This is a genomic window from Streptomyces sp. NPDC037410 (assembly GCF_055602235.1).
In genome coordinates this window covers 128,061-154,095 of the sequence record NZ_JBVJWR010000001.1, presented here as the reverse complement: position 1 = coordinate 154,095, position 26,035 = coordinate 128,061, and the positions used below count along the sequence as shown (strand labels likewise).

The following is a 26,035-nucleotide window of genomic DNA, read 5'->3' as shown; positions in this document are numbered from 1 at the left end:
CTTTCCGTCCGCCCGCTCTCTCGGTGGCAGACTCGACCGCGCTGATCACCCGCGTCGTGGAGGAACACCATGGAGATCACCCGGAACCCGGCGGGAGCGCGCCGGTGCAAGTCGTCTTCGTCCGGCGGCTGACCGTGGCGACCCTCATAGGGATGGCGATCCTCGCCCTCGTCCTGCCGGTGTGGGCGGGGATCACGTACGGGGGGCTGCTCCGGGCCCGGCGGGAGAACGCCGCCCTGCCCCCGCCGCCCCGGCCCCGCCGTACCCCCGCGAGGAAGGCCGCCTGGGTCGCCGGGGCGGCCTTCGTCGCGGGCGGGGCACTGCACGTGTACGGGCTCTCGTACCTGCCGTCCCTCCAGCCGGAGGACGCGTGCTGGTTCAACGCGGGCCACATGGCGGAGCCCGACTCCAGCAGCGCGCTGCCCGTGAGTCTGGTGTGCGCGGGCGAGGAGATCGTCCCGTGGTGGGTCAACCCCGGCCTGGCCGGCTTGGCGCTGGTCGCGGCCGGAGCGACCGTGACGTCGGTCGTGCTCGCGGTCAGGCACCGCCGCCGGTAGGGGACAGCCGCAGTGTCCAGGTGTCGACCGTGTACCGGGCCGGATCGGCAGGGTGCGGTTCCGCGATGCTCGCGACGAGCAGATCTCCGTCCCGCCGTAGGGTCCGGATGCACCGCGTATCGGCGAGGGCCTTCAACTCGGCGAGAACGGTCGCGCCGAGGTCCCGCCCCACGGCCCGGATCACTCCACCGTCCAGGACCAGCACAGTGCCGTCGGAAAGGACGACCGGCTTGGGCGGCTGAGGATCGCTCAGCCGAGGCCCGGCCGTGACGACGCCACCGGGCAGAAGGCGGACGACCCGCCCCTGAGTGGGCACCCGCCGGTCGGCCTCGACGACACGAACCCCACTCCCGACGACGTAATGCCCGTACGAGTCCCAGCGATCCGTCTCGGCACCGTCCCGGTCGTACTCCCGCGTCTCGAAGATCCCGTAACCCTCAAGACCCAGCAGGAACCGCCCGCCGCCCCGCGCGACCCCCCGCTCACCGCGCAGCTCGGCGACGACCCGCCCGTCGGCCAGGTCGAGGAGGTACGCGGGACCGAGGAAGCCCCACGGCGTGTACTCCAGCGAATCAGTGGTGACGAGAACGCGCCCACCCGAGACATGAGCCGCGTTGGGCCGCCCGGCGAAGGCGTGCGTCCACAGGGTGCGCCCGTCGCTGCCGACACCGGCGACCGCCCCGACCCGTCCGTGGACGGCGACCCCGTCCCGCCGGGCCAGCGGCTCACCGGCGCCCCGCACCCGCTCGTACGGAGGAGGTCCCTCACCCCGCCGATGCTCCAGGATCACCGCGCGCATGCTCGACATGCCGGGAGCGTAACGCCCTCCGCGGGGTACCAGATTGAGGAACCGGCCCGGCCCGGGCGGGTTCTCCGCGTACGGTCAGCTCACCGCGAGGACGGCCCGGAGTCTCCGTACGCCCGCCTTCCACGCCTCGCCGTCCGACTCCTCCCAGAGCTCCAGGAGCTCGGACGGCTCGGTGAGGATCCGGTCCAGGGCCTCGACCGCCACCGGGCGCAGTTCCGGCGGGAGTTCCGGAAGCGGCTTCTTCGGGGCGTACGAGGTCGTCACCGGGTCGCCGCCCGGGCACTGCGCCGCCACCAGGGCCGCCGACGCGACGGCCTCCACGGCGACGTCCGAGTCGAGGTACTCCTCGCCCGTCGCGGTCACCTCGCGGAAGGCCGCGAGCAGCACCTCGGCCCGCTTCTCCTCCGGGGCCTCGTCCACCCGGTACGAGAAGTCGGCGGCGGTGTCGTTGTCGAAGGGGCCGATGTCCCAGGTGCCCATGGCGTACTCGCCTTCTGAAGTCGTTCAGGTCTCCGTCTCAAGGGATCGTGGCAGGCGCCACTGACAACGGGGGATCGTTCAGTCCTCGACGGCCAGGTCTCTGCGCATGGAGCTCTTCATCGCCGCCAGGTACGGCCAGGTCTCCTCGTGGAGTTCGACCTGCATGGCCGCCAGTTCCTCCGCGTTCACGGAGGGGTCCGTTGCGAGGTCCCGGAGTTTCGCGTACGCGGCGTTCATGTGCCGCTTGGCCTCGCTGGACGCACGCGCCACCGCGTCCGGGACGATCATCTGGGATTCGGCGTAGCTGTCCCGGTACGTCAGTCGGGCCGCCTCCAGCTTCTCCAGGGACGTGACGACGTCCTCGCCGCGGAGGAGTGCGTGGACGTGGTTGGTCATCGACGTCACGTACTGGCGCGCCGCGGTGTTCAGCGTGATGTAGCAGGCGCGCCGGCGTTCCAGACTCTCGTGTTGCGCCTGCCGGGCCCGCTCCGCGTTCAGCAGCTGCGCGGCATGCGCGCGTTCCTCGCGTCGCTGCTCGGCGGCGGCCTGGAGTTCCATGCGCTTGGTGCGGTCCGCTCGGGTCTGTGTCAGCAGCGCGGCTCCCAGCGTTCCCGCGACGCCCACCAGGGCGATCAGCAGTGCCGTCCAGCTTGCGTCCATGTCGCACCCCTCCGTGTGCTTCTCTGCACTGCCTGGTCCCCGGGACGCATGCTGTCACGGCGCGGTGTCAGGGTCTTGGGGCTTCCAGGTTCTCGATCATGCGCTCCAGGACGCGGACGGCGGTGCGGTACTCGTCCGGTGTGATGCCCTCGACGGAGCGGGTGCGGAACTCGGCGACGTGAGTCGCGACTTCGGTCAGACGGCGCTCGCCGTCGGGGGTGAGGGCGAGGTGCCCCGGGGCCGGTCGGGACGTCCGCTCTCCGTGCCGCGCAGGTTTCATCTCCTCTCGTTTCTGACCTTCCGTCAGAATGGAACGTGTTCTAGTCTGCGGCGCATGGGCATCGCCATCACGCACGAACAGCGGGAGCTCGCCCGATCCGTCCGGGGCTGGCTCGCCCGCGCCGTACCCCCCGAGGAAGTCCGCAAGCACCTGGACGTCCCCGACACCGCCACCGGACGGCCCTCGTACTGGGACGCCGCCGCCGAGCAGGGGCTGCTCGGGCTGCACCTCCCCGAGGAGTACGGCGGCGGGGGCGGCGACCTCGGGGACCTCGCCGTCGTCGTGGAGGAGGCGGCGCGGGCCCTGCTGCCCGGGCCCTACCTGCCCTCCGTACTCGCCGCCGAACTCCTCCACCGGTGCGGGCGGCACGACTCGGCCGGCACGCTCGCGCGTGGGGAGCGGATCGGCGCCGTCGCCCTCAGCGGCACCGGCACCCTCACCGCCGTCCGCACCGCGAGCGGATACCTCCTCGACGGCACCGCACCCCCCGTCCTCGGCGGCGCCCAGGCCGACCTGGTCCTCCTCCGGGCCGCCACCGCCGACGGCTCCGTCTGGCTCGCCGCCGACACCGACGGCCTCACCGTCCGGCCCCACGAGAGCGCCGACCCGACCCGGCCCACCGCCGAGATCACCGCCCGCGCCGCCCATGTACCGGCCGCGCACGCCCTGGATCTCGACACCGCCCTCGTCCACGACCTCGCCGCCGTCCTCCTCGCCGCCGACGCCTGCGGCACCGCCGCCCGCGCCGTCGAGACCGCCGCCGAACACGCCCGCACCCGCGAGCAGTTCGGCCGGCCCATCGGACAGTTCCAGGGCGTCAAACACCTCTGCGCCGACATGCTCGTCCGGCTCGAACAGGCCCGCGCCCTCACCTGGGACGCCGCCCGCGCCGGCCAGGACAGCCACGACGCCGCCCGCTCCCTCACCGCCGCGCTCGCCGCCGCCACCGCCCTCGACACCGCGTACACCTGCGCCAAGGACTGCATCCAGATCCTCGGCGGCACCGGCTTCACCTGGGAGCACGACGCCCATCTGCTGCTGCGCCGCGCCCTCGTCGCCCGCCAGCTCCTCGGCACCGGCGACCACCACCGGCTCGCCGCCCTCCGGCACGCCGCCGCCGGGGTCCGCCGCGGCCTCCGCCTCGACCTGCCGCCCGAGGCCGACGCGTACCGCCGCGAGGCCCGCGAAGCCGTCGCCCCCGCCGCCGGGCTCGATCCGGCCGCCGCCCGGCGCGCCCTCGCCCCCACCGGCTACGCGGCCCCGCACCTCCCGGAGCCGTACGGACTCGGCGCCGGCCCCCTCCAGCAGCTCGCCGTGCAACGGGAGCTGGACGAGGCCGGGATCACCGTCTCCGGGCTCGGCATCGCCACCTGGGTGGTGCCGTCCCTGCTCGCCCACGGCACCCCCGCCCAGCAGGCCGAGCACCTCGGCCCGACCCTGCGCGGCGAGCGCCTGTGGTGCCAGCTCTTCTCCGAGCCCGGCGCGGGATCCGACCTCGCCTCCCTCCGCACCCGGGCCGACCGGACGGAGGACGGGCGCTGGCGGATCAACGGGCAGAAGGTGTGGACGAGCGCCGCCCAGTGGGCCCACCACGGCATCCTGCTCGCCCGCACCGACCCCGCCGCCCCCAAGCACCAGGGGCTGACCTACTTCCTCGTCGACATGCGGAACACCCCCGGGATCGACGTCCGGCCGCTCAAGGAGATCACCGGGGACTCCCTCTTCAACGAGGTCTGGTTCGACGACGCGATCCTCCCCGCCGACGCCGTCGTCGGCGAGGTGAACGACGGCTGGCGGGTCGCCCGCAACACCCTCGGCAACGAACGCGTCCACATGGCCGACCAGGTCGCCTTCGACACCGGCCTCGAAGCGCTCATCGACCGGGCGGAGACGGCCGACAGCTCCGTACGCGTACGGATCGGGGCCCTGCTCGCCGAGGCGCACGCGCTCGCGTGCATCGGCCTGCGCACCACCCTGCTCCAGGTGTCCGGACTCGAACCCGGCGCGGGCGCCAGCGTCCGCAAACTCGTCCAGACCCTCCACCAGCAGAAGCTCGCCGAACTCACCCTCGAACTCCTCGGCCCCGAAGGCGCCGTGCGCGAGGGCCCCGGCGAACGGGCCGTCCACGGCCTGCTCATGTCCCGCTGCCTCACCATCGCGGGCGGGACCACCCAGGTACAGCTCAATGTCGTCGCCGAGCGCCTGCTCGGCCTTCCCAGGGACTGAGAGGGCACACGATGAAGGCGTACGTCGTCGGCGTCGGAATGACGAAGTTCGAGAAGCCGGAGACCCGGGACTGGCAGTACTGGGACATGGCGAAGGAGGCGGGCACCGCGGCCCTCGCCGACGCGGGCGTGCCCTACGCGCGCGTGGAGCAGGCCGCCGTCGGCTACTGCTTCCAGGCCTCCACGGCCGGCCAGCGCGCCGTGTACGAGCTCGGGCTCAGCGGCATCCCCGTCTACAACCTCAACAACAACTGCGCCACCGGCTCCACCGCCCTGATGACCGCCCGGCAGTTCGTCGAGGGCGGCATCGCCGACTGCGTCCTCGCCCTGGGCTTCGAGAAGATGAGCCGGGGTTCACTGGGGGGCGGGGCAGGGGCCGGGGACTTCTCGACGTCTCCCGTCGCCCGGCACTACGGCATCATGGCCGCCGCCCACGGCTTCGAGATGTCCCCGCCCACCGCCCAGATCTTCGGCAACGCCGCCCGGGAGCACATGGAGCGGTACGGGACGACCGAGGCGCAGCTCGCGGCCGTCGGCGCCAAGAACCACCGGCACTCGGCGGACAACCCGAACGCCCAGTTCCAGGACGTCCACACCGTCGAGGAGATCCTCGCCGCGAAGACCGTCCACCGGCCGCTCACCAGGCTCCAGTGCTCGCCCACCTCCGACGGCGCGGCCGCCGCCCTCGTCGTGTCGGAACGATTCGTCACCGAACACGGGCTCCGGAACCGGGCCGTGGAGATCGCCGGCCAGGCGATGACCACCGACACCGAGGAGTCCTTCGCCTCCGGCTCCTGCATCGACGCCGTCGGCCGCCCCATGTCCCGGGCCGCCGCCCGCCTCGCGTACGAGCGCTCGGGCCTCGGCATCGAGGACGTGGACGTCGTCGAACTCCACGACTGCTTCTCCGTCAACGAGCTGCTGACGTACGAGGCGCTGGGCATGTGCGAGGAGGGCGCCTCCGGCAAGCTCGTCGAGTCCGGCGCCACCACGTACGGCGGGCGCTGGGTCGTGAACCCCTCCGGCGGCCTCATCTCCAAGGGCCATCCGCTCGGCGCGACCGGCCTCGCCCAGGCCGCCGAACTCGTCTGGCAGCTGCGCGGCGAGGCGGGACCCCGGCAGGTGGCGGGGGCGCGGGTCGGACTCGCCCACAACATCGGCCTCGGCGGGGCCGCGGTGGTGACCCTGCTGCGGAAGGCGTAGCGCCACAGCCGTACGGGACCTGGGGCTTTGTCCCCATGTACGGGGCGGAAGCGGTCTGCGACCATCACACTCATGCCGCAGACCGACTCCGCCACGAGCACGTCCGATACCCCGTCCGTCCCCAGGAGCCGCGCCTGGACGGTCGTCCTGACCGCCAGCGCGGGGCAGTTCCTCGTCGTCCTCGACGTCTCCGTCGTGAACGTGGCGCTGCCGTCGATGCGGGCCGACCTCGGGCTCACGGCGGCGGGTCTCCAATGGGTGATCAACGCGTACGCCATCGCCTTCGCCGGGTTCATGCTGCTCGGCGGGAGGGCCGCCGACCTCTACGGGCGGAAGGCGATGTTCCTGCTCGGGCTCGGGCTCTTCACCGCCGCCTCGGTCGCGGGCGGCCTCGCCCAGGAGGGCTGGCAGCTCGTCGCGGGCCGCGCGGTCCAGGGCCTCGGCGCGGCCGTGCTCTCCCCGGCGACGCTGACCCTGGTCACCGCCGCCGTCCCGGCCGGATCCGCCAGGGCCAGGGCCATCGCCACCTGGACGGCGGTGGGCGCGGCCGGCGGCGCGGCGGGGGGCTTCGTCGGCGGGCTCCTCGTCGACCTGCTGTCCTGGCGCTGGGTCCTCCTCGTCAACGTCCCGATCGGGGTCCTCGTCCTGGCGGCCGCGGTGTTCTGGCTGCGCGAGAGCCGCACCGGCGGCGGCCGCCGCGTCGACCTGCCGGGCGCCGTCCTCGTCACGGCGGGCCTCGCCACCCTCGCGTACGGCATCGTCCAGACGGAGGCGGCGGGCTGGACCGACCCGGCGACCGTCCTGACGCTGCTCGGCGGACTCGGGCTCCTCGCCGTGTTCGTGACGGTCGAGTCCCGCACGGCGGCGCCGCTGATGCCGCTGAAGCTGTTCCGTACGCGGGCGGTGTCGGCGGCCAACGTGGGGATCCTGCTGTGCGGTTCGAGCTCCTTCGGCATGTGGTTCTTCATGACGACGTACGCGCAGAGCGTCCTCGGCTACAGCCCGCTCCAGGCCGGTCTGGCGCTCGTCCCCAGCTCCCTCAGCGTCGTCCTGGGCTCGAAGCTGGCGCCGCGTCTGATGCCGTCCGTCGGCGCCCGGAACCTCGCGGTGACGGGCGCGCTCATCGGGGCCACCGGCTTCGCCTGGCAGTCCACGATGACCGCCGACGGCGGCTTCCTGACGACGATCCTGGGCCCCGGGATCCTGATGATGGGCGGCATCGGCCTGGCCACCACGCCGCTGTCCACCCTCGCCACCTCCAGCGCGGCCCCGGGTGACGCGGGCCTCGTCTCCGGCCTCGTCAACACCTCCCGCACGATGGGCGGGGCGCTCGGCATCGCGATCCTGACCACGGTCGCGACGGCCGTCACGGGCCCCGCCGCGACCCCCGCCGGCCTCACCACCGGTTACGCGGCGGCCTTCCGCGTCTCGACGTCCGTCCTCGTCGCCGCGGCCCTGCTGATGCTGCTGTGGCTCCCGAGGCGCACGAAGAGCTAGAGCCAGCCCTGCTGACGCGCCGCCCGCACCGCCTCCATCCTGTTCCGCGTGCCCGTCTTGCCGATCGCGGAGGACAGGTAGTTGCGGACGGTGGACTCCGAGAGGTGGAGGGTGGCGGCGATGTCCGCGATGGTCGCGCCGTCCACCGAGGCCGCCAGGGCGTCGCGTTCGCGGCCCGTCAGGGGGTTCGGGCCCGCGCTGAGGGCCGCCGCCGCGAGGGCCGGGTCGATGACCGTCTCGCCGCGCAGCACCTGGCGTACCGCCTCGGCCAGGTCCTCCACGGGGCCGTCCTTCACGAGGAAGCCCGCCGCGCCCGCCTCCATCGCGCGGCGCAGGTAGCCGGGGCGGCCGAAGGTGGTGAGGATGAGGACCCGGCAGTCCGGGACCTCGTCCCGCAGGTCCGCCGCCGCGTCGAGGCCCGAGCGGCCGGGCAGCTCGATGTCGAGGAGGGCCACGTCGGGCCGGGCGACCAGGGCCGCGTCGACGATCTCGTCCCCGCGGCCGACCTGGGCGACGACCTCGATGTCGTGCTCCATCCCGAGCAGCAGGGCCAGCGCCCCGCGCATCATGCCCTGGTCCTCGGCGAGCAGCAGTCTGATCATTCCGTGGGCTCCCCCTCGTGCGGTACGGGGGTCTCCACGGGGAGTTCCGCGGTGACCCGGAACCCGCCCCGCGGAGCCGGTCCCGAGTCAAGAGTGCCGCCTGCCGCGGTGACCCGCTCGCGCAGGCCGCGCAGGCCGCTCCCCGGGGTGCCGGCGGCAGGGCCGCGGCCGTCGTCCGTGACGGTGAGCCGGACCCGGTCGGCGGTACCGGAGAGGTCGATCTCGCAGCGGGAGGCGCCGGAGTGGCGGACGGCGTTCGTCGCCGACTCCCGTACGACCCAGCTGAGGAGGGCTTCCGTCTGGGGTTCGAGGAGCGGGCCCCTGCGGCGTACGACCGGTTCGATGCCGGCCGAGGAGAGCGCGTCCCTGGCCCGGTCCAGCTCGGTCGCGAGGCTTCCCTCGCGGTAGCCGGTCACCGCCTCCCTGATCTCGGTCAGCGCCTGACGGCCCACCGACTCGATGTCCGCGACCTGCGCGAGGGCCGCGTCCAGGTCGCGCGGGGCGAGCCGCCGGACGACCTCCGACTTCACCACGATCACCGAAAGGGTGTGGCCGAGCAGGTCGTGCAGGTCGCGCGAGAACCGCAGCCGCTCCTTCTCGACGGCCGTCCTGGCCAGTTCCTGCCGGGTCGCCCGCAGTTCCCGGACCGTCTCGTCGAGAGCGAGGATCGCCGCCGTCACCATGATGGAGATGAACGTGCCGTACACGACGCCGAAGGAGTCCCAGCCGTCGCGCCAGAACGTGACCGCCCCTACCGCCGCGACCAGCGGGAAGACGATGAACCGCAGCCGCTCCTTGCCCCGTACCGCCGCGCCGACCGCGAGGCCCAGGAGCGGGAAGAGGAGCAGCCACTCGCGGCCGTAGCCGATGGCGAGGGCGAAGGTCAGCGCCCCGAGGGCGACGAGGAGGGCCCAGGTGGCCCACGACTCGCGGGCGCGCCGGTCGAAGGCGCGGAAGACGATCGCGATGTAGAGGGTGTTGAAGGCGAGCAGGCCGAGCGCGCCGAGCCAGGGGTTGGGGGCCTTGCCCCCGAGGAGGTGGGACAGCGCGCCCAGGCCCATGAGCAGCCAGGGGAGGAGGCTCAGTCCGCTCGGCCCCCGTTCGCCCCGGGACCGCATCCGCTCCTTCGCGGCGCCGGTCCACACTTTCCGGACGTCCTTCATCCCCGAGTCCCCCATCTCCGTCATCTCCGATGTGTCCGCTCGTTCACGCGGTCCGTGCCGAACGACGGTACGAGGTCGCCGCGTACACACCGAACAGTGCCGCCCAGACCGCGATGACCACGAGCGCCGCCACGCCCGGGGCGTGTCCGGAGGTGACCGAGACGCCGATCTCGGCGAAGCGGTTGGTCGGGGTGTACTCGGAGAGGGTGCGCAGCCAGCCGGGGAAGAGGCTCACCGGGAACCACAGGCCGCCGAGGACCGCGAGGCCCAGGTTGCAGGCGATGTTCGCGACGCCCGTCGTCTGCGCGGTGAGCCGGTAGCCGTTGCCGATGCCGAGGAGGGTGAAGGGGAGCGAGCCGAGCCAGAGGGCGAGCGCGACCACGGCCCACTGCCAGGCCGCGAGGTGGACGTCGTTGAACAGGCCGCCGGCGAGGAGGACTCCGAGGATCGCCGGGAGCACCACCACCGAGCCGGTCAGGGCGCGGCCGATGACGACCTGGCGCGGGCTCATGGGAGTGATCCGCAGCTGCCGCAGCCAGCCGGAGCCCTTGTCCTCGGCGACGCCCGTGCCGATCGACAGGGCGGAGCCGAGTGCTCCGTACGCCGCCATGCCGACCATGGAGGCGGCCTTCCACTCCGGTTCGTTCTGGCCGCCGAGGTTGGTGAAGAGGAGGTACATCATCACCGGGACGGCGATGGTGCCGATGGCGAACCCGGTGTCGCGCAGGGTGCGGCGGACTTCGAGGCGTACGTACTCGGTGATCATCGGGTCGTCTCCAGGGGGCGGTCCTGCGCGGCAGGGGCGTGAGCGGTGAGGGCGAGGAAGGCGTCGTTGAGGGACACGGGAGCGACTTCGAGGCCCCGGATGGCGTTCCGGTCGGCGAGTGCGCGGACGGTCGCGTCGGAGTCGTCGGTGTGGAGCAGGGCGCGGTCGCCGCGGATCTCGACGGCGGTCACTCCGGGGAGCAGGGTCAGGCCCTCACTGGGGGCGCCGGCCAGGTCGAAGGAGACGAGGTTGCCGCCGGCGGCGCGCTTGAGCTGCTCGCTGGTGCCGTCGGCGAGGACGCGGCCGGAGTCGATGACGACGATCCGGTCGGCGCTGGCGTCGGCCTCCTCCAGGTAGTGGGTGGAGAACAGGACCGTGTTGCCGCGCCGGGCGTAGCCCCGCATCGACTCCCAGAAGACCTCGCGGGCCTCGACGTCGAGGGCGGAGGTGGGCTCGTCGAGGACGATCAGCTCGGGGTTGCCGACGAGGGCGACGGCGAAGCGGACGCGCTGGACCTGGCCGCCGGAGAGCCGGTCGACCCGGCGGCCGGCGAGGTCGGTGAGGTCGGCGAGCGCGAGGGCCTCGGCGACCGGCATGGGCTTGGGGTAGGTCCGGGCGACGAAGGTGACGAGCTCGCGGACGGTGACGCGGGGGACCGGGCGGCCGTCCTGGAGCATCGCGCCGACCCGGCCGGCGGCGACGGCCTGGGCCGGGGTGCCGTCGAAGAGCCGCACGTGGCCGCCGTCGGGCTCGTCGAGGCCGAGGAGCAGGCCGATGGTGGTGGACTTGCCGGCACCGTTGCGGCCGAGCAGGGCGACGGTCTCGCCGCGTCGGATGGTGAGGCCGATGCCGTTCACGGCGCGGACCGGTCCGAAGGACCGGGTGACTCCGGTGAAGGCGACCGCTGTCTCGTTCTTCATGGCCATGACGTTACGGAGCGGGGCCCTTGGTCCGGCAGGCGTGAATGTACGGACTGGGCCGTGACAAATGTACCGGGCGCGTCTGACGGGGGGTCAGATGTAAGGAGCCGGGAGGGTTCCCAACTTTCCCCGCCTCGGCTATACATGGGGTCCACCGACCTAGAACGCGTTCTAGAACGGGCGTGTACGGGACGGTCCCCGCACGGCCTCGGTGCGGCCGACGGTGCGGACGGCCGCACCGAGGTCTTCCATGGAACGAGGAGCAGCAGCCCGATGCCCATCGACCCCGCCAAGGCCGTCGCCGCCGAACCCCGCAGCGCCGAGATCTCCTGGGACCACAAGGACGTCCAGCTCTACCACCTGGGCCTCGGGGCCGGCATCCCGGCCACCGACCCCGACGAGCTCCGCTACACCCTGGAGTCCAGGCTCCACGTCCTGCCCAGCTTCGCCACCGTCGCGGGCGCCGGCATGGGCGTCGTCGGCGGACTCTCCGCCCCCGGCATCGACATCGACCTCGCCGCCGTCCTGCACGGCGGCCAGTCGATCACCCTCCACCGCCCCCTGCCCACCGGCGGCCGCGCCGTCTCCACCTCGCGCGTCGCCGCCGTGTACGACAAGGGCAAAGCGGCCGTGCTCGTGCTGCGCTCCGAGGCCGCCGACGAGGACGGCCCGCTCTGGACCAGCGACGCCTCGATCTTCGTCCGCGGCGAGGGCGGCTGGGGCGGCGACCGCGGTCCCTCCGAGCGCCTCGCGCTCCCGGACCGCGCGCCCGACGCCACCGTCGACCGGCCGATCCGCGCGGAGCAGGCCCTGCTCTACCGGCTCTCCGGAGACTGGAACCCGCTCCACGCCGACCCCGAGTTCGCCAAGCTCGCCGGCTTCGACCGGCCGATCCTGCACGGGCTCTGCTCGTACGGCATGACCCTCAAGGCGGTCGTGGACACGCTGCTCGACGGGGACGTCACCCGCGTCCGCTCGTACCGCACGCGCTTCGCCGGGATCGTCTTCCCCGGCGAGACCCTGCGCATCCGCATGTGGGCCGGCGACGGCCGCGTCCAGGTGGCGGTGACGGCCGTGGAGCGCGACGACGCCCCGGTCCTCGCCGACACCCTCGTCGAACACTCGTAGACCCGTCCCGGAGGGAGCCGCACCATGCGCGCAGCCGTACTGCACGAGATCGGCCAGGACAAACTCGAAGTCCTCGACGACGTCGAGGCGGTGGGCTTCGGCCCCGGGAAGGTGCGGATCCGGGTCCGGGCCACCGGCCTGTGCCACTCCGACGTCTCCGCGATGAGCGGCGTCCTCCCGCAGCCCGCCCCCTTCATCCCCGGCCACGAGGGCGCGGGCGAGATCCTCGACGTCGGCGACGGCGTCACCGGCCTCAGCCAGGGCCAGCGGGTCCTGCTCTGCTGGCTGCCCGCCTGCGGCAGCTGTCCCGCCTGCAGGCGCGGCCAGACCCAGCTGTGCCTGGCCGGCTTCATGAACGCCGGCACGCCCAACTTCAAGCGCCCCGGCGGTGACGTCTTCGGCTTCGCCGGCACCGGCACGTTCACCGAGGAGGTCGTCGTCGACGCGGGCTGCGCCGTCCCGATCCCCGACGACGTGCCCTTCGACATCGCCGCCCTCATCGGCTGCGGCGTCACCACCGGCCTCGGCGCCGCCATCAACACGGCCAAGGTGGAGGCCGGTTCGTCGGTCGCCGTGATCGGCTGCGGCGGCGTCGGCATCTCCGCGATCCAGGGCGCCAAGCTCCAGGGCGCCGCCCAGATCGTCGCCGTCGACCCCGTCGAGTCCCGCCGCGAGGCCGCGCTGAGGTTCGGCGCCACCGAGGCGGTCGCCCCCGACGGGCTCGCCGACGCCAGGCAGCGGATCACCGGCGGCGAGGGCTTCGACTACGTCTTCGAGGTCGTCGGCAAGTCCGCCACCGCGCGCACCGCGTACGAGACGACCCGCCGCGGCGGCACCCTCTGCGTCGTCGGCGCGGGCGCCCTCGACGACTTCCTCCAGCTCAACATGTTCGAGCTGTTCTTCGACGAGAAGCGGATCCTGCCCTCGATGTACGGGGGCGGGGACGTGCTCCGCTCGTACGAGCGCGCCATCGCGCTCTGGCGGGCCGGCCGCATCGACCTGGAGTCGCTGATCACCCACCGGGTGCCGCTGGCGGGCATCAACGAGGCCCTGGAGCAGATGCGGACCGGCGCCGCCCTCCGTACCTGCATCGAGATCTGAGAGGACGCGATCTTCCATGTCACTCCCTCTTGAGGGACTGAGCGCGATCGTCACCGGCGCCGGGCGCGGTCTCGGCCGCGCCGAGGCCCTGGAACTGGCCCGGCTCGGCGCGGCCGTCGTCGTCAACGACTACGGGCAGCCCGGCCGCGACGGCTCCGGCGAGGCCTCCGCGGCACCCGCCGAGGAGGTCGCGGCGGAGATCCGCGCGGCGGGCGGCCGGGCGGTCGCGCACCTCGGCGACGTCTCCGACTTCGAGACGGCCCGGACCCTGGTCGACCTGGCGGTGGCCGAGTTCGGGAAGCTGGACGTCCTGGTCAACAACGCGGGCATCCTGCGCGACCGGATGGTCTTCTCGATGAGCGAGGACGAGTGGGACTCGGTCATCCGGGTCCACCTCAAGGGCCACTTCAACACCACCCACTTCGCGGCCGTGCACTGGCGGGGCCGCTCCAAGGCGGGCGAGACCGGCGTGTACGGCCGCATCGTCAACACCTCGTCGGAGGCCTTCCTCGCGGGTTCGGCCGGTCAGCCGAACTACGCGGCGGCCAAGGGCGGCATCGTGGGCCTGACGACCTCGTCCGCGCTCGCGCTCGCCCGGTACGGCGTGACCGCCAACGCGATCTGCCCGCGGGCCAGGACGCGCATGACGGAGGACGTGTTCGCGGGCTTCGGGGAGCCGCGGGAGGGCGAGCTCGACCCGCTGTCCCCGGAGCACGTGGCGCCGCTCGTCGGCTATCTGGCGTCCCCGGCGGCGGCCGGGGTCAACGGGCAGCTGCTCGTCGTGCACGGCGGGATGGTGGCGGTCGTGGACCGGCCGAAGGTCTCCGCGAAGTTCGACACGGCCAAGGAGGCGTTCACGTACGAGGAACTGGACTCCCTCCTGACCCCGCACTACGCGTCCCGCCCGGCGGGCGAGACCTTCGCGGCGGCGGAGGTGCTGGGTCTGAAGAGGGGCTGAGCCACGGGGGTGGCGGTGGGGAAGAGGAAGGCCCCGGGGCGATCCCGGGGAAGACGAAGGGCCCCGGGGTGATCCCCGGGGCCCTTCGCCGCCACCTTCTTCTTACGTGCTAGTCGGTCACGCGGCGGTGCCGGCCGTGCGGAGAGGACGTGGAGTCCTCCGCCGGCGACGCCTCGCCGCGGTGCTTCCCGGAGCCGTGCGACTCCGTTCCCTGCGTGCTTGCTTCGGACATTCTCGAACTCACCCCGTAGGTCTTGCTCTTGCTGTGCGGCGGTGAGTCTAACGAGCCGGTCCACGGTCGGTCAGAGGCGCCTGCTGCAAGGGGACGGGGCGGCACACCCGGGGCTCCTCGACGACCGCCACCGGTTCGGGCTCCGGCGGCATCTCCACAGCGGCGAGCCCGCAGGGCGCCCCGTCCGTGGCGTACGGCAGCCGCAGCACGCCCTCGGCCGTCCACAGGCCCGCCCCGGCCAGCCACCCCTCGGGCGCCGCCAGCTGGGCCATCCGGCGGGACGAGGGCTGCCAGGTGCCCACCCAGCTGCCGCCCGCCGCGTCGATCCGCAGCGCCACCGCGCAACTCTCCGGCATCAGCACCTGCCCCGGCTGCACCGCGAACGGCGTCACCGCCGCGTCGTCGAGCCGCAGGCACTCGGGGAACCGCACCGGCAGCAGGCTCCCCAGCACCCCCCAGCCGAGCCGGTCGTGCCCCGGGGCGTCGGAGCGGATCAGGAGCAGTCCGCTGTCCGGGTCCGCGAGCAGCAGCCGGTCGTCGCTGTCCTCGGTGATCTGGAGCAGCGGTGTCACCTCCCCGCCCCGCTCCAGGTCCACGGCGACCGCCTTCACCGGCCCGCCGTCGAGCCGCCGGTCGAGCGCGAGCATCCGGCCCGTGCGGTCGAGCCACACCCCGCCCGTGCAGCGGCCCCTGACCTCCGCCACCTTCTCCGGGCCGAAGGCCCCGCCCGCCACCAGCCACAGCGTCGTCGTGTCGGGGCCGACGCACATCGCGTACGCGCAGATGCCGTCCGGCGAGGGCGGGAGCAGCACCAGGTGCTCGGAGCCGGGCGCCTCCACCGCGCCGAGCCGGAGCTCGCCGGTGGCCGGGCCGGTGGGGTAGAGCAGCGAGAACGTGTTCCGCCGTCCGTCCACGCGGCGGGCGACGAGGACCCGGCCGTCCGCGAGGGGCAGCAGCCGGGTGCCCCGCTCCTCGGGCTGGTCGAGGGGGAGCGGTACGGCGTACGGCTCGGGGCCGTCGAGCGTCCAGCGCTCCACGTACAGGGCGTCGCCGGCGCCCGCGAGCCTGGCCGCGTACGCGCCGTTGGCCGTGATCGTGAACCCCGCCGGCCAGGTCGCACCGGGGTCGCGGTCGTCGTCCTCGGCCGTGGTCTCGATGGCACACGCTGTCATCGACTCGTCACCTCCGGCCACGAAGCTAGTTTTCGCACTTCCAGCCGAACAACACGAGCAGGGTCACTTCACACATAAGGGTGGCCGTCCGGCGGTTCGGCTGAGGGGGAGGGGGCGGTTGTGCTGGAGTGGCCCGTGGTGAGTAAGGTAAGGCGAACCTAAGTGGAGGTGTCGCCTCCGCTGAGCCGTGCCCTCAGGGGGCGGTCCGGCCGTGCCCGCACGGGCAGTCGAGCCGCGCCCGTTTCACGCAAGTCCCCGCCAGGACGACCCGTACAGGAGCCTTCTCATGTCCCTCCGCCGCCGTCGCCCTCGCCGCCGCCCTCTCGCTCGCGGCCTGCGGAGGCGGCGACGGGAGCTCCGACTCCGCCGAGAAGGAGGACACGGCCAAGAAGAAGGACGTCGCCACCGGCGGCAAGGACTTCGGCGACGCCGCCGCCAAGACCGCGGCCATGGGCACCGACGCGAAGCCGGGCCGGTTCCCCCGCACCCTCACCCACGCCCTGGGCAGGACCGAGATCCCGGCCGCCCCCAAGCGGGTCGTCGTCCTCGACGTCGGCGAGCTCGACAACGTCGTCTCCCTCGGCGTCAAGCCCGTCGGCTACGCCCCCTCCGAGGGCGACGACGGCATCCCCGGCTACCTGAAGAAGGACGCCGGCACCCCCAAGTCCGTCGGCACCATCAACAACCTCAACCTGGAGGCCATCGCCAACCTCCAGCCCGACCTCATCCTCGGCAGCCGGCTGCGCGCCGCCGACAAGTACGACGAACTGTCGAAGATCGCGCCGACCGTGTTCTCCATCCGCCCCGGCTTCACCTGGAAGGAGAACTACCTCCTCAACGCCGCCGCGCTCGACAGGACCGCCGAGGCGAAGACGAAGCTCGCCGCGTACGAGACCAAGGCGAAGCAGCTCGGCGAGGACATCGGCCCGGACAAGCCGACCATCTCCATGGTCCGCTACCTCCCCGGCAAGATCCGCCTCTACGCCAAGGCCTCCTTCATCGGCACGATCCTGGAGGACACCGGCCTGCCCCGGCCGAAGAACCAGCAGATCGACGAGCTCGCGGCCGAGGTCAGCCCCGAGAAGATCGACGAGGCCGACGCCGACTGGATCTTCACCGGCGTCTACGGCGACGCCAAGGCCACCAAGAAGGACACCGCCCAGGCCAACCCGCTCTGGAAGAACCTCGGCGCCGTCAAGGCCGGCCGGGCCAAGGACGTCCCCGACGAGACCTGGTACCTCGGCCTCGGCGTCACCGCGGCGAACAGCGTCCTCGACGACCTGCGCGGCTACCTCGTGAAGTAGACGGCGGAGTCCCTGGTGCCGACCGGCGCCAGGGACTTCTTCGGCCGAGACGGCCGCAACCGTCAAGTGAGGAACCCCGACGGCGGCCCGCCACATCCGCGAGAGCGGCGCCGGTTTGGGCGCAAAGGGGAGCCAGGTAGCCTTTCCCTCGTGCCCCGTCTGTCTGAAGTCATCGCCGAGCTCGACGCCCTCTGGCCACCAGAGCGAGCCGAGTCCTGGGACGCCGTCGGCACCGTCTGCGGCGACCCCGACGCCGAGATCACCCGCGTGCTCTTCGCCGTCGACCCCGTCCAGGACATCGCCGACGAGGCGATCGCCCTCGGCGCCGACCTGATCGTCACCCACCACCCGCTCTACCTGCGCGGTACGACGACGGTCGCGGCCGGCCACTTCAAGGGCCGCGTCGTGCACACCCTCATCAAGCACGACATCGCCCTCCACGTCGCGCACACCAACGCCGACACCGCCGACCCCGGCGTCTCCGATGCCCTCGCCGGCGCGCTCGACCTCCGCGTCACCGGCCCCCTCGTCCCCGAGAACAACCTCGGCCGGATCTGCGAGCTCGACCACCCCGAGACCCTCGCCGAGTTCGCCGCCCGCGCCGCGAAGCGGCTGCCCGCCACCGCGCAGGGCATCCGGGTCGCCGGCGACCCCGGCATGACCGTCCGCCGCGTCGCCGTCAGCGGCGGCTCCGGCGACAGCCTCTTCGGCGCCGTGCGCGCCGCGGGCGTCGACGCCTTCCTCACCGCCGACCTGCGCCACCACCCGGTCTCCGAGGCCACCCAGCAGTCGCCCCTGGGCCTGGTGGACGCCGCCCACTGGGCCACCGAATGGCCCTGGTGCGAGCAGGCCGCCGCCCAGCTCGACGAGATTTCCGACCGCCAAGGCTGGGACCTCCGCGTCCACGTCTCGAAGACGGTCACCGACCCCTGGTCCTCCCACCACACCTCTCCTGGAGCCCCCAACTGAACGCCGCGCCCGCCGACCAGATCCGCCTCCTCGACGTCCAGGCCCTGGACGTCCGCCTCCAGCAGCTCGCCCACAAGCGCCGCTCGCTGCCCGAGCACGCCGAGATCGAGGCGCTGACCAAGGACCTCACCCAGCTGCGCGACCTGCTCGTCGCCGCGCAGACCGAGGAGAGCGACTGCGGCCGCGAGCAGACGAAGGCCGAGCAGGACGTCGACCAGGTCCGCCAGCGCGCCGCGCGCGACCAGCAGCGGCTCGACTCGGGCGCCGTCTCCTCCCCGAAGGACCTGGAGAACCTCCAGCGCGAGATCGTCTCCCTCGCCAAGCGCCAGGGCGACCTGGAGGAGATCGTCCTCGAGGTCATGGAGCGCCGCGAGTCCGCCCAGGAGCGCCTCAAGGAGCTGACCGAGCGCGTCGCCGCCGTGCAGGGCAAGGTGGACGACGCGACCACCCGCCGTGACACCGCGCAGGCCGAGCTGGACACCGAGTCCGCCTCCGTCGCCAAGGAGCGCGAGCTCGTCGCGGGCTCCGTCCCGGCCGACCTGATCAAGCTGTACGAGAAGCTGCGCGAGCAGCAGGGCGGCGTCGGCGCGGCCCGGCTCTACCAGCGCAAGTGCGAGGGCTGCCACATCGAGCTCAACATCACCGAGCTCAACGAGGTCCGCGCCGCCGCGGCGGACACGGTCGTCCGCTGCGAGAACTGCCGCCGGATCCTCGTCCGCACCTCGGAGTCCGGCCTGTAATGCGCGAGCTCGTGGTCGAGGCGGACGGCGGTTCCCGGGGGAACCCGGGACCCGCCGGGTACGGCGCGGTCGTCCTCGACCCGGCGACGGGGGAGACCCTCGCGGAGGCCGCCGAGTACATCGGCGTGGCCACGAACAACGTCGCCGAGTACAAGGGCCTGGTGGCGGGTCTGAGGGCGGCCCGGGAACTCTTCCCGGACGCCACCGTCCACGTCCGGATGGACTCCAAGCTGGTCGTCGAGCAGATGTCCGGCCGCTGGAAGATCAAGCACCCGGACATGAAGCCGCTCGCCGCCGAGGCCGCCCGCGTCTTCCCGCCGGGACAGGTCCGCTACGAGTGGATCCCGCGCGAGCGGAACAAGCACGCGGACCGGCTCGCGAACGAGGCGATGGACGCGGGCAAGCGCGGCCGCCAGTGGGAGCCCTCGGCGTCCACGGCGGGCCTGGACGCCTCCGCCGCCCGCAACGCCGCGACCCCGCCCCCGCCGGGCCCGCCCGGCGACGCGACAGCGGGCGCGGCGAAGGCCCGTGCGGCGCTTGCGGGGACAGCGGGGGGCCCTGGTACGGGACCTGGTACGCGTACGGGTACGGGCTCGGGCGCCTGGCCGGGCGCCGTGTCGCGCCCGGCGGCCCCGGCCGCAGGCCAGGACGACGGCCTGTTCGCCGCCGAGGAGGCCGTCGCGGCCTCGGTGGCCTCCGGCGATTTCGAGGCCGAGGCGGGCGCCCTGGCCCCGACGGGCCACGCGGCCCGCGCCCACGCGCCGGCGACCGACCACTCGACGGCAACCGCCGAGCCCCCGCCCCCGGCGGCGAGCGCGGGGACTGTCGGCCCTGCGGCGACGCCCGCGACGGGCAGCGCGCAGGCCGGGGCGGCTCCCGTGCAGGCGGCTTCCGGGCCCGCGCAGGCCGGCACGGCTCCCGTGCCCGCATCCGGGGCGGCCGCATCGATGGCCGCCGCGCCCGCGCAGCCCGGCGCGGCTCCCGTGCAGGCGGCTTCCGCGCCCGCGCAGGACGGCGCGGCTCCCGTGCCCGCATCCCGGGCGGCCGCATCGATCGCCGCCGCGCCCGCGCACGCGGCCCCCGCCCCCCGGCAAGGCTGGGCCGGGCCCGACATGGGTGCGCCCGCCACCTTCGTGCTGCTTCGGCACGGGGAGACCGCGCTCACGCCCGAGAAGCGGTTCTCGGGGAGCGGGGGGAGTGATCCCGAGCTGTCGGCGGCCGGGCTGCGGCAGGCCGAGGCCGTCGCCGAGGCGCTCGCCGCGCGCGGCACGATCCAGGAGATCGTCAGTTCGCCGCTCACCCGCTGCCGCCAGACCGCCGGAGCCGTCGCCGCCCGGCTGGGGCTCGACGTGCGGATCGAGCAGGGCCTGCGGGAGACCGACTTCGGCGCCTGGGAGGGCCTGACGTTCGGTGAGGTCCGCGCGCGGTACCCGGAGGACCTCGACGCCTGGCTGGCCTCGCCGAAGGCCGCGCCGACCGGCGGGGGCGAGAGCTTCGCGACCGTCGCCCGGCGCGTCGCCGCGACCCGGGACCGGCTGACCGCCGCGTACGCGGGCCGTACGGTCCTCCTCGTCACCCACGTCACGCCGATCAAGACCCTGGTCCGGCTCGCGCTCGGCGCCCCGCCGGAGTCGCTGTTCCGGATGGAGCTGTCGGCCGCCTCGATCTCGGCCGTGGCCTACTACGCCGACGGCAACGCCTCCGTACGGCTCCTCAACGACACCTCGCACCTGAGGTAGCGGAGCAGAAACCGCTGGCGCGTCCCCCCGGCCCCGTACCACCATCGCCCGCATGACGTGGTCCTTCACCGACAGCGCCGCCGCCTTCCGGGCCGCGGCCGCCGAGCATCTCGCCGCCGACCCCGCCCGCAACACCGCCGTGCTCACGCTCATGGACGCGGCGGGGCGGCTCGGCTGGTGGGAGGAGGCGGACGGCCGGGTCACCGGCGTCCTCGTGGTGTCGCCGCCCGGCGTGCCCGCCTTCGGGGTCATGACGGAGGAGGCCGCCCGGGCACTCCGGTTCCCCGGCGGCCAGGAGCCGACCGGGGTACGCGGCGAGACGGCCGCCGTCGAGGCGTACGCGGAGGCCACCGGCCGCCCCTGGGCGCCCACCGTCCGCCTGCGGCTCTTCCGGCTCGGCGAGCTGACCCCGCCGGACCCGGCCCCGGCCGGCCGCGCACGGCGAGCCGCCGAGGCCGACGTCCCGCTCGTCGCCGCCTGGGCGCGGGAGTTCGTGGTGGCGGTCGGCGACGAGCCCGCCGAGGACTACACCGGCTTCGTCACCGAGCGGATCTCCGAGGGACGCTTCTGGCTCTGGCAGGGGCCCGACGGCCGCCCGGTGTCGATGGCAGCCGTCTCCCGCACGGTCGGGGGCCAGGCCCGTGTCCACCTCGTCTACACCCCGCCCGCCGAGCGGGGACACGGGTACGCGGCCGGGGTCACCGAGGCCGTCAGCCGGGCCGCGCTCGACGCCGGCGTGCCGCAGGTCCTGCTCTTCACGGACCTGGCCAACCCCACCAGCAACGCCCTCTACCAGCGCCTCGGCTACCGCCCCGTCACCGACCACCTCGGAGTGACGTTCACCTGACGGGCCGCCCCAGACCCGCCGCCCCGCGCGCGAGGGACTCCACCCGCCCCCAGTCGCGGGCCGCGAGGGCGGCGGGCGGCAGCATCCACGTACCGCCGACGCAGCGGACGTTCGGCAGGGCGAGGTAGGCGGGGGCGGAGGCGAGGGAGACGCCGCCCGTGGGGCAGAAGCGGGCCCGGGGCAGCGGGCCGGCGAGGGACTTCAGATACGGGACGCCGCCCGCCGCCTCCGCCGGGAAGAACTTCATGTCCTCCACCCCGCGTTCGATCAGGGCCACGACCTCCGAGGCCGTCGAGACCCCCGGCAGGAACGGCACGCCCGAGTCCCGCATCGCGCCGAGCAGCCGCTCGGTCCACCCCGGGCCGACCAGGAACCGCGCCCCGGCACGCACCGCGTCCGCGACCCCGGCGGGCGAGACGACCGTGCCCGCGCCGACGACCGCCTCCGGCACCTCGGCCGCGATCGCGCGGACGGCGTCGAGCGCCGCCGGGGTGCGCAGGGTGACCTCGATCAGCGGGAGGCCGCCGGCCACCAGGGCCCGCGCCAGGGGCACGGCGTCGGCGGCGTCCTCGATCACGACGACCGGGACGACACGGCATTCCGGGGCGAGGTCGAACACGCTCGTCGAGGACATGGGCGTCATCCTGCCCAGGGCGAGCGACACCCGCAACGAGCGTTGCGGAGGGTGCAACGAAGCGCTAGTGGATCTCGTCCACCAGCACGTCGAGCGCCCCCGCCTTCCCGCCCTCCTCCACCACGTACCGCAGATCCCGCAGCGCCTCCGCGAGCTCCGCCGGCGAACCAGGCTTCGCGCCCGCCTCCAGGAGGCTGCGCACGATCCGGCCCTTCGTCGCCTTGTTGAAGTGGCTGACGACCTTCCGGGTCGGCGCGTGCAGCACCCGCACCGTCGCCGTCCGGGCCGCGACCTCGCCCTTCGGCTTCCACGCCGACGCGTACGCCGAGGAGCGCAGGTCCAGGACGAGACCGTCCCCGGCCGCCTCCGGCAGCACCGGGGCCATCGCACCGCGCCAGTGCGCGCCGAGCGCCCCGAGCCCCGGCAGCTTGACCCCCATCGAGCAGCGGTACGACGGAATCCGGTCCGTCACCTTCACCGCGCCCCACAGGCCCGAGAACACGAGCAGCGAGCGGCCCGCCCGCTTCCGGGCCGCCGCGTCCAGCGTCGCCAGACCCAGCGCGTCGTACAGCACGCCCGTGTAGATCTCCCCGGCCGGACGCGCGCCCGCCGTCCGCAGCTCCACGTTCTTCGCGACCTCGCCGCGCAGCCCCTCGCTCAGGCCCAGCACCTCGCGCGCCTTCTCCTCGTCGGCGGCGCACAGCTCGACCAGCTCGTCCAGGACCGCCGCGCGTGCCTCCGCGAGACCCGGCAGGGACAGCGACTCCGGCTTGAGCGGCGCCCCGCGCCCCGAGGAGGCCTTGCCTTCGGAGGGCGGCAACAGCACGAGCACGGTGGTTCTCCTTCGTCCGTACGGGGGAGGGGGTGCGGCCCCGACGCTCCAGCGTACGAGGTGCCGGGCCCCACCCCCGGCCATACGCTCGGTCCATGCCCCGCCGCCACCTCCATGTGACCGGCGCAGCCGAGGCTCCGCTGCGGGCCGCCCTGCGCGCACTCCGTACCGAGCTCGCGATCCCGGAGGACTTCCCGCCCGCCGTCCTCGCCGAGGCCGAGGCGGCCGCGAAGAACCCCCGCGTCCCCTCCCACGACGCCACCGACCTCCCCTTCTTCACGATCGACCCGCCCACCTCCACCGACCTCGACCAGGCCATGCACCTGGCCCGCCGCGCCGACGGCGGCTACCGCGTGCACTACGCCATCGCCGACGTCGCCGCCTTCGTCACCCCCGGCGGCGCGATCGACGCCGAGGCCCACCGGCGCGTCCTCACCCTCTACTTCCCCGACGGGAAGGTCCCCCTCCACCCGCCCGTCCTCTCCGAGGGCGCCGCCAGCCTGCTCCCCGGCGAACCCCGCCCCGCCCTGCTCTGGCGCATCGACCTCGACGCCGAGGGCCAGAGGGTCGCCACCGACGTCCGCCGCGCCCTCGTCCGCAGCCGCGCCAAACTCGACTACGAGGGCGTGCAGCGGCGCATCGACGACGGCACGGCCGAGGAACCCCTCGCCCTCCTCCGGGACATCGGCCGGCTCCGCGAGGCGCTCGAAGCGGAACGCGGCGGCATCTCCCTCCACGTCCCCGAGCAGGAGATCGTCGAACGGGACCACACGTACACCCTCGAATACCGGGCCCCGCTCCCCGCCGACGGCTGGAACGCGCAGATCTCCCTCCTCACCGGCATGGCCGCCGCCGACCTCATGACGGCCGCGGGCACCGGCATCCTGCGCACCCTGCCCACCGCCCCCGACGGCGCCGTCGCCCGGCTGCGCCGCTCCGCCCAGGCCCTCGGCGTCGACTGGCCGCACCACGTCTCGTACGCCGACGTCGTCCGCTCCGCCGACCCCACCGACCCGCGCCACGCCGCCTTCCTCCAGGAGTGCACCAGCCTGCTGCGCGGCGCCGGCTACACCGTCTTCACCGACGGCCACGTCCCCACCCCCGCCGTGCACGCCGCCGTGGCCGACGAGTACACGCACGCCACCGCCCCGCTGCGCCGCCTCGTCGACCGGTACGCGGGCGAGCTGTGCGTGGCCGCGGTCGCCGGGGACGAGCCGCCCGAGTGGGTACGGGCCGCCCTGCCCGGCCTGCCCGACGAGATGGCCACCGGCGCCCGCCGCGCCAACACCGTCGAACGCGAGAGCGTCGACATCGTCGAGGCGGCGCTCCTGAAGGAACGGGTCGGCGAGATCTTCGACGCGTACGTCATCGACGTGAAGGAACGCGAACCGGCCGTCGGCACCGTCCACCTGGAGGACCCGGCGGTCGTCGCCCGGATCGAGGGCGGGGAGGCGAAGCTGCCGCTGGGGGAGTGGCTGCGGGTCAGACTGTCGGAAGCGGACCCGGGGACGGCGAAGGTCCTGTTCGCGCCCGCGTGAGCGCCTCGTACAGGGCCTTCGGCTGGTCGGCGTGCAGGCGGATCAGCCGGACGGGGCGGGGCGCGCCGAGCAGCCGGGGCGCGTCGACCGGCTCGGTCAGCTCGACCGTGACGGAGGTCTGGGAGCCCACGGCGAGGTTCAGCTCGCCCTCGGCCTTCTCGTGCGAGAACACGAGCTCGCGCCGGACGGCCGTGATCCGGTCGAGCGGCACCCGCACGTCGACGTGCGCGTGCTGCCGCAGCCGGAGCTCGTTCCCGGCGAGCGTGAGGGTGTGCGGGCGGGTCACGGAGGCGGCGTGCAGCCCCAGGACGAACAGCACGGTGTAGACGTCCAGGACGAGGAAGACCGCGTGGAGGACGGGCCACTCGGCGAGCAGGAACGACATGCCGACCGTCTCGACCACGGTCACGAACGCGAAGCCGTACATCATCGCCGCCTGGTCCCGCGCGTGCGGGAACACACCGTCCGCGCCCGCCACCCCGTGCGGCCGCCGGGCGACCCACCGCCCCAGACTCGCCAGCAGCCGCAGCTCATGCCCGACGAGCCGCAGCACGGGCCCGGGCACCAGCGCGCCCAGGGCCTCCCGGGCGGACAGCCCCCGCCGCCGCAGCCGCACCCAGACCAGACCCTCGGCGGCGAGCACCCCCAGGACGAGGAGCTCCCCGGCGAGCAGCACGCCACCGGGTATCCGCACCCCGGCCAGCAGACAGACGAAGAGCACCAGCTCGGCGGGCAGGGCGGCGTACGCGACCCCGCGCAGCAGCCGCAGCCCCGGTCGTGGCGTAGGCGTGTCCGTCATGGGCTCAGTCCCTCTCCTCGAAGCGTCGTCGTTCCAGCACCAGCGCGATCGCCCGCCGCACCGCCGCCGACTGGGCCGGGGCCAGATCGGCGAAGAAGGCGTCGGCGAGACTCCCCGCGCCCTCCGCGGGCAGCTCCACCGCCATCCCGCCCGGCAGGACGGCGGCCAGGGCGCGCGCGGCCTCCTCCACCCGGGGATCGTCGGCCGCCGCGTCGGCGAGGGCGTCGAGGAGCCCGTACACCTCCCGCGCACCGCCCGCCGCCCCGCGCATCAGCTCCATCAGCCGGGCCCGCTCCGCCTCGGGGGCGACGACGTCGAGCAGGGCGAGGATCTCCCGGTCCTTCGCCGCCATCGGCGAGTCGGGCAGCTCTCCCACGCCCGCGAGCAGCGCCGCCAGCTCCGGGGACACGGGCCCCTCGGCGGGCAGCCGGCCCGCCCGGGCCTCGGCGAGGAGCGGGGCGAGGCGCTCCCGGCGCCCCCGGACCACCGCCTCCTGGCGGGCCAGGTCCTCCGCCAGCTCCTCAAGGACCTCCACGAGCCCCCGCCCCTCGTCGTCCGCGAGCACGTCCCGCACCTCGTCGAGCCCGAGCCCCAGCTCGGTGAGACGCCGGATCCGGGCGAGCAGCACGGCGTCCCGGACCCCGTACTCCCGGTACCCGTTGGCCCGCCGCGCGGGCTCGGGCAACAGCCCCGACTGGTGGTAGTGCCGCACGGCCCGGGGGGTGACCCCGACGAGCGCGGCGATCTCGCCGATCCGCATGCGCCCAGTAGAAACCCTGACGCTGCGACAAGGTCAAGCGGTGGCTCCGGGGCGCGTACCCGATCATGTGCCACGATCGAGGGAACGACCCCGATCTGACGGACGGCGGGTGCCTCGATGT

General features: G+C 74.0%; 25 protein-coding genes. 13 read left to right on the top strand and 12 right to left on the bottom strand.

Going from position 1 to position 26,035, the window contains the following annotated elements:
• The first annotated feature begins 23 nt into the window (after window positions 1-23).
• Window positions 24-557, top strand: a complete 534-nt coding sequence (locus ACZ7HT_RS00705) for a hypothetical protein (protein WP_471158293.1) — start codon at window positions 24-26, stop codon at window positions 555-557.
• Here the strand turns inward: ACZ7HT_RS00705 and ACZ7HT_RS00700 are convergent.
• The 3 genes from ACZ7HT_RS00700 to ACZ7HT_RS00690 all read right to left on the bottom strand — a co-directional run bounded on the left by ACZ7HT_RS00700 (window position 538) and on the right by ACZ7HT_RS00690 (window position 2,505).
• Window positions 538-1,365 carry a hypothetical protein gene (locus ACZ7HT_RS00700; RefSeq protein WP_471158291.1) on the bottom strand — a complete coding sequence of 276 codons (828 nt, stop codon included), beginning with the start codon at window positions 1,363-1,365 and terminating at the stop codon, window positions 538-540. The genes ACZ7HT_RS00705 and ACZ7HT_RS00700 overlap by 20 nt on opposite strands.
• A 75-nt stretch (window positions 1,366-1,440) precedes the next feature.
• Entirely contained in the window at window positions 1,441-1,845 is a 405-nt protein-coding gene (locus ACZ7HT_RS00695; protein ID WP_471158289.1) for a DUF4259 domain-containing protein, read from the bottom strand.
• A 78-nt stretch (window positions 1,846-1,923) separates the two neighbouring features.
• Window positions 1,924-2,505: a hypothetical protein gene (locus ACZ7HT_RS00690; RefSeq protein ID WP_471158287.1), complete on the bottom strand. Its 582-nt coding sequence runs from the start codon at window positions 2,503-2,505 to the stop codon at window positions 1,924-1,926.
• A gap of 334 nt (window positions 2,506-2,839) precedes the next feature.
• Here ACZ7HT_RS00690 and ACZ7HT_RS00685 point away from each other — a divergent pair, with 334 nt between their 5' ends.
• The 3 genes from ACZ7HT_RS00685 (at window position 2,840) to ACZ7HT_RS00675 (ending at window position 7,710) form a co-directional block, all read left to right on the top strand.
• On the top strand, window positions 2,840-5,011 hold the full coding sequence (locus ACZ7HT_RS00685; protein WP_471158285.1) for an acyl-CoA dehydrogenase: 2,172 nt from the start codon (window positions 2,840-2,842) through the stop codon (window positions 5,009-5,011).
• Between the two features lie 11 nt (window positions 5,012-5,022).
• Window positions 5,023-6,213, top strand: coding sequence for a lipid-transfer protein (locus ACZ7HT_RS00680; RefSeq protein WP_471158283.1), 1,191 nt, complete (start codon window positions 5,023-5,025; stop codon window positions 6,211-6,213).
• Between the two features lie 72 nt (window positions 6,214-6,285).
• Entirely contained in the window at window positions 6,286-7,710 is a 1,425-nt protein-coding gene (locus tag ACZ7HT_RS00675) for an MFS transporter (RefSeq protein WP_471158281.1), read from the top strand.
• Here ACZ7HT_RS00675 and ACZ7HT_RS00670 read toward each other — a convergent pair.
• The 4 genes from ACZ7HT_RS00670 to ACZ7HT_RS00655 are packed head-to-tail and all read right to left on the bottom strand — an operon-like array spanning window position 7,707 to window position 11,161.
• Window positions 7,707-8,312 (bottom strand): response regulator transcription factor, encoded by a 606-nt coding sequence (locus tag ACZ7HT_RS00670; protein ID WP_359516619.1) that lies wholly within the window; start codon window positions 8,310-8,312, stop codon window positions 7,707-7,709. The genes ACZ7HT_RS00675 and ACZ7HT_RS00670 overlap by 4 nt on opposite strands.
• Window positions 8,309-9,499, bottom strand: coding sequence for a sensor histidine kinase (locus tag ACZ7HT_RS00665; protein WP_471158278.1), 1,191 nt, complete (start codon window positions 9,497-9,499; stop codon window positions 8,309-8,311). Before ACZ7HT_RS00665 ends, ACZ7HT_RS00670 begins: the two co-directional genes overlap by 4 nt.
• A gap of 19 nt (window positions 9,500-9,518) precedes the next feature.
• Window positions 9,519-10,241 (bottom strand): ABC transporter permease, encoded by a 723-nt coding sequence (locus ACZ7HT_RS00660; protein ID WP_471158276.1) that lies wholly within the window; start codon window positions 10,239-10,241, stop codon window positions 9,519-9,521.
• Complete coding sequence (locus ACZ7HT_RS00655) at window positions 10,238-11,161, bottom strand: ABC transporter ATP-binding protein (protein WP_471158274.1); 924 nt, start codon at window positions 11,159-11,161, stop codon at window positions 10,238-10,240. Before ACZ7HT_RS00655 ends, ACZ7HT_RS00660 begins: the two co-directional genes overlap by 4 nt.
• Window positions 11,162-11,434: 273 nt before the next feature.
• Here ACZ7HT_RS00655 and ACZ7HT_RS00650 point away from each other — a divergent pair, with 273 nt between their 5' ends.
• The 3 genes from ACZ7HT_RS00650 to ACZ7HT_RS00640 are packed head-to-tail and all read left to right on the top strand — an operon-like array spanning window position 11,435 to window position 14,348.
• Window positions 11,435-12,289, top strand: a complete 855-nt coding sequence (locus ACZ7HT_RS00650; RefSeq protein WP_471158272.1) for a MaoC/PaaZ C-terminal domain-containing protein — start codon at window positions 11,435-11,437, stop codon at window positions 12,287-12,289.
• A 24-nt stretch (window positions 12,290-12,313) separates the two neighbouring features.
• Window positions 12,314-13,390: a Zn-dependent alcohol dehydrogenase gene (locus tag ACZ7HT_RS00645; RefSeq protein WP_471158271.1), complete on the top strand. Its 1,077-nt coding sequence runs from the start codon at window positions 12,314-12,316 to the stop codon at window positions 13,388-13,390.
• 16 nt (window positions 13,391-13,406) lie between these two features.
• Window positions 13,407-14,348 (top strand): 3-oxoacyl-ACP reductase, encoded by a 942-nt coding sequence (locus tag ACZ7HT_RS00640; RefSeq protein ID WP_471158269.1) that lies wholly within the window; start codon window positions 13,407-13,409, stop codon window positions 14,346-14,348.
• Between the two features lie 279 nt (window positions 14,349-14,627).
• On the opposite strand, the gene ACZ7HT_RS00635 is transcribed toward ACZ7HT_RS00640, so the two are convergent.
• Window positions 14,628-15,752 carry a hypothetical protein gene (locus ACZ7HT_RS00635; RefSeq protein ID WP_471158267.1) on the bottom strand — a complete coding sequence of 375 codons (1,125 nt, stop codon included), beginning with the start codon at window positions 15,750-15,752 and terminating at the stop codon, window positions 14,628-14,630.
• A gap of 449 nt (window positions 15,753-16,201) precedes the next feature.
• Between ACZ7HT_RS00635 and ACZ7HT_RS00630 the strand changes: the two genes are divergently transcribed.
• The 5 genes from ACZ7HT_RS00630 (at window position 16,202) to ACZ7HT_RS00610 (ending at window position 21,351) form a co-directional block, all read left to right on the top strand.
• A complete protein-coding gene (locus ACZ7HT_RS00630; protein ID WP_471158265.1) occupies window positions 16,202-17,056 on the top strand; it encodes an ABC transporter substrate-binding protein in 855 nt (284 codons plus the stop codon).
• Window positions 17,057-17,206: 150 nt separating this feature from the next.
• Window positions 17,207-18,025: a Nif3-like dinuclear metal center hexameric protein gene (locus tag ACZ7HT_RS00625; RefSeq protein ID WP_471158263.1), complete on the top strand. Its 819-nt coding sequence runs from the start codon at window positions 17,207-17,209 to the stop codon at window positions 18,023-18,025.
• A complete protein-coding gene (locus tag ACZ7HT_RS00620; protein ID WP_471159014.1) occupies window positions 18,022-18,765 on the top strand; it encodes a zinc ribbon domain-containing protein in 744 nt (247 codons plus the stop codon). Before ACZ7HT_RS00625 ends, ACZ7HT_RS00620 begins: the two co-directional genes overlap by 4 nt.
• Window positions 18,765-20,504 carry a bifunctional RNase H/acid phosphatase gene (locus ACZ7HT_RS00615; RefSeq protein ID WP_471158261.1) on the top strand — a complete coding sequence of 580 codons (1,740 nt, stop codon included), beginning with the start codon at window positions 18,765-18,767 and terminating at the stop codon, window positions 20,502-20,504. Before ACZ7HT_RS00620 ends, ACZ7HT_RS00615 begins: the two co-directional genes overlap by 1 nt.
• A 52-nt stretch (window positions 20,505-20,556) precedes the next feature.
• Entirely contained in the window at window positions 20,557-21,351 is a 795-nt protein-coding gene (locus ACZ7HT_RS00610) for a GNAT family N-acetyltransferase (protein WP_471158259.1), read from the top strand.
• Here the strand turns inward: ACZ7HT_RS00610 and eda are convergent.
• Together eda and yaaA are read right to left on the bottom strand one after the other, a co-directional pair.
• Entirely contained in the window at window positions 21,344-21,985 is a 642-nt protein-coding gene (gene eda, locus ACZ7HT_RS00605) for a bifunctional 4-hydroxy-2-oxoglutarate aldolase/2-dehydro-3-deoxy-phosphogluconate aldolase (RefSeq protein WP_471158257.1), read from the bottom strand. The genes ACZ7HT_RS00610 and eda overlap by 8 nt on opposite strands.
• 64 nt (window positions 21,986-22,049) lie before the next feature.
• Entirely contained in the window at window positions 22,050-22,817 is a 768-nt protein-coding gene (yaaA, locus tag ACZ7HT_RS00600; RefSeq protein WP_471158255.1) for a peroxide stress protein YaaA, read from the bottom strand.
• A gap of 95 nt (window positions 22,818-22,912) precedes the next feature.
• Between yaaA and ACZ7HT_RS00595 the strand changes: the two genes are divergently transcribed.
• Window positions 22,913-24,355: an RNB domain-containing ribonuclease gene (locus ACZ7HT_RS00595; RefSeq protein ID WP_471158253.1), complete on the top strand. Its 1,443-nt coding sequence runs from the start codon at window positions 22,913-22,915 to the stop codon at window positions 24,353-24,355.
• Here ACZ7HT_RS00595 and ACZ7HT_RS00590 read toward each other — a convergent pair.
• Window positions 24,300-25,154 (bottom strand): hypothetical protein, encoded by an 855-nt coding sequence (locus ACZ7HT_RS00590; protein ID WP_471158251.1) that lies wholly within the window; start codon window positions 25,152-25,154, stop codon window positions 24,300-24,302. The two genes, ACZ7HT_RS00595 and ACZ7HT_RS00590, sit on opposite strands and share 56 nt — an antisense overlap.
• Before the next feature lie 4 nt (window positions 25,155-25,158).
• Window positions 25,159-25,914 carry a MerR family transcriptional regulator gene (locus ACZ7HT_RS00585; protein ID WP_471158249.1) on the bottom strand — a complete coding sequence of 252 codons (756 nt, stop codon included), beginning with the start codon at window positions 25,912-25,914 and terminating at the stop codon, window positions 25,159-25,161.
• Window positions 25,915-26,035: the final 121 nt, after the last annotated feature.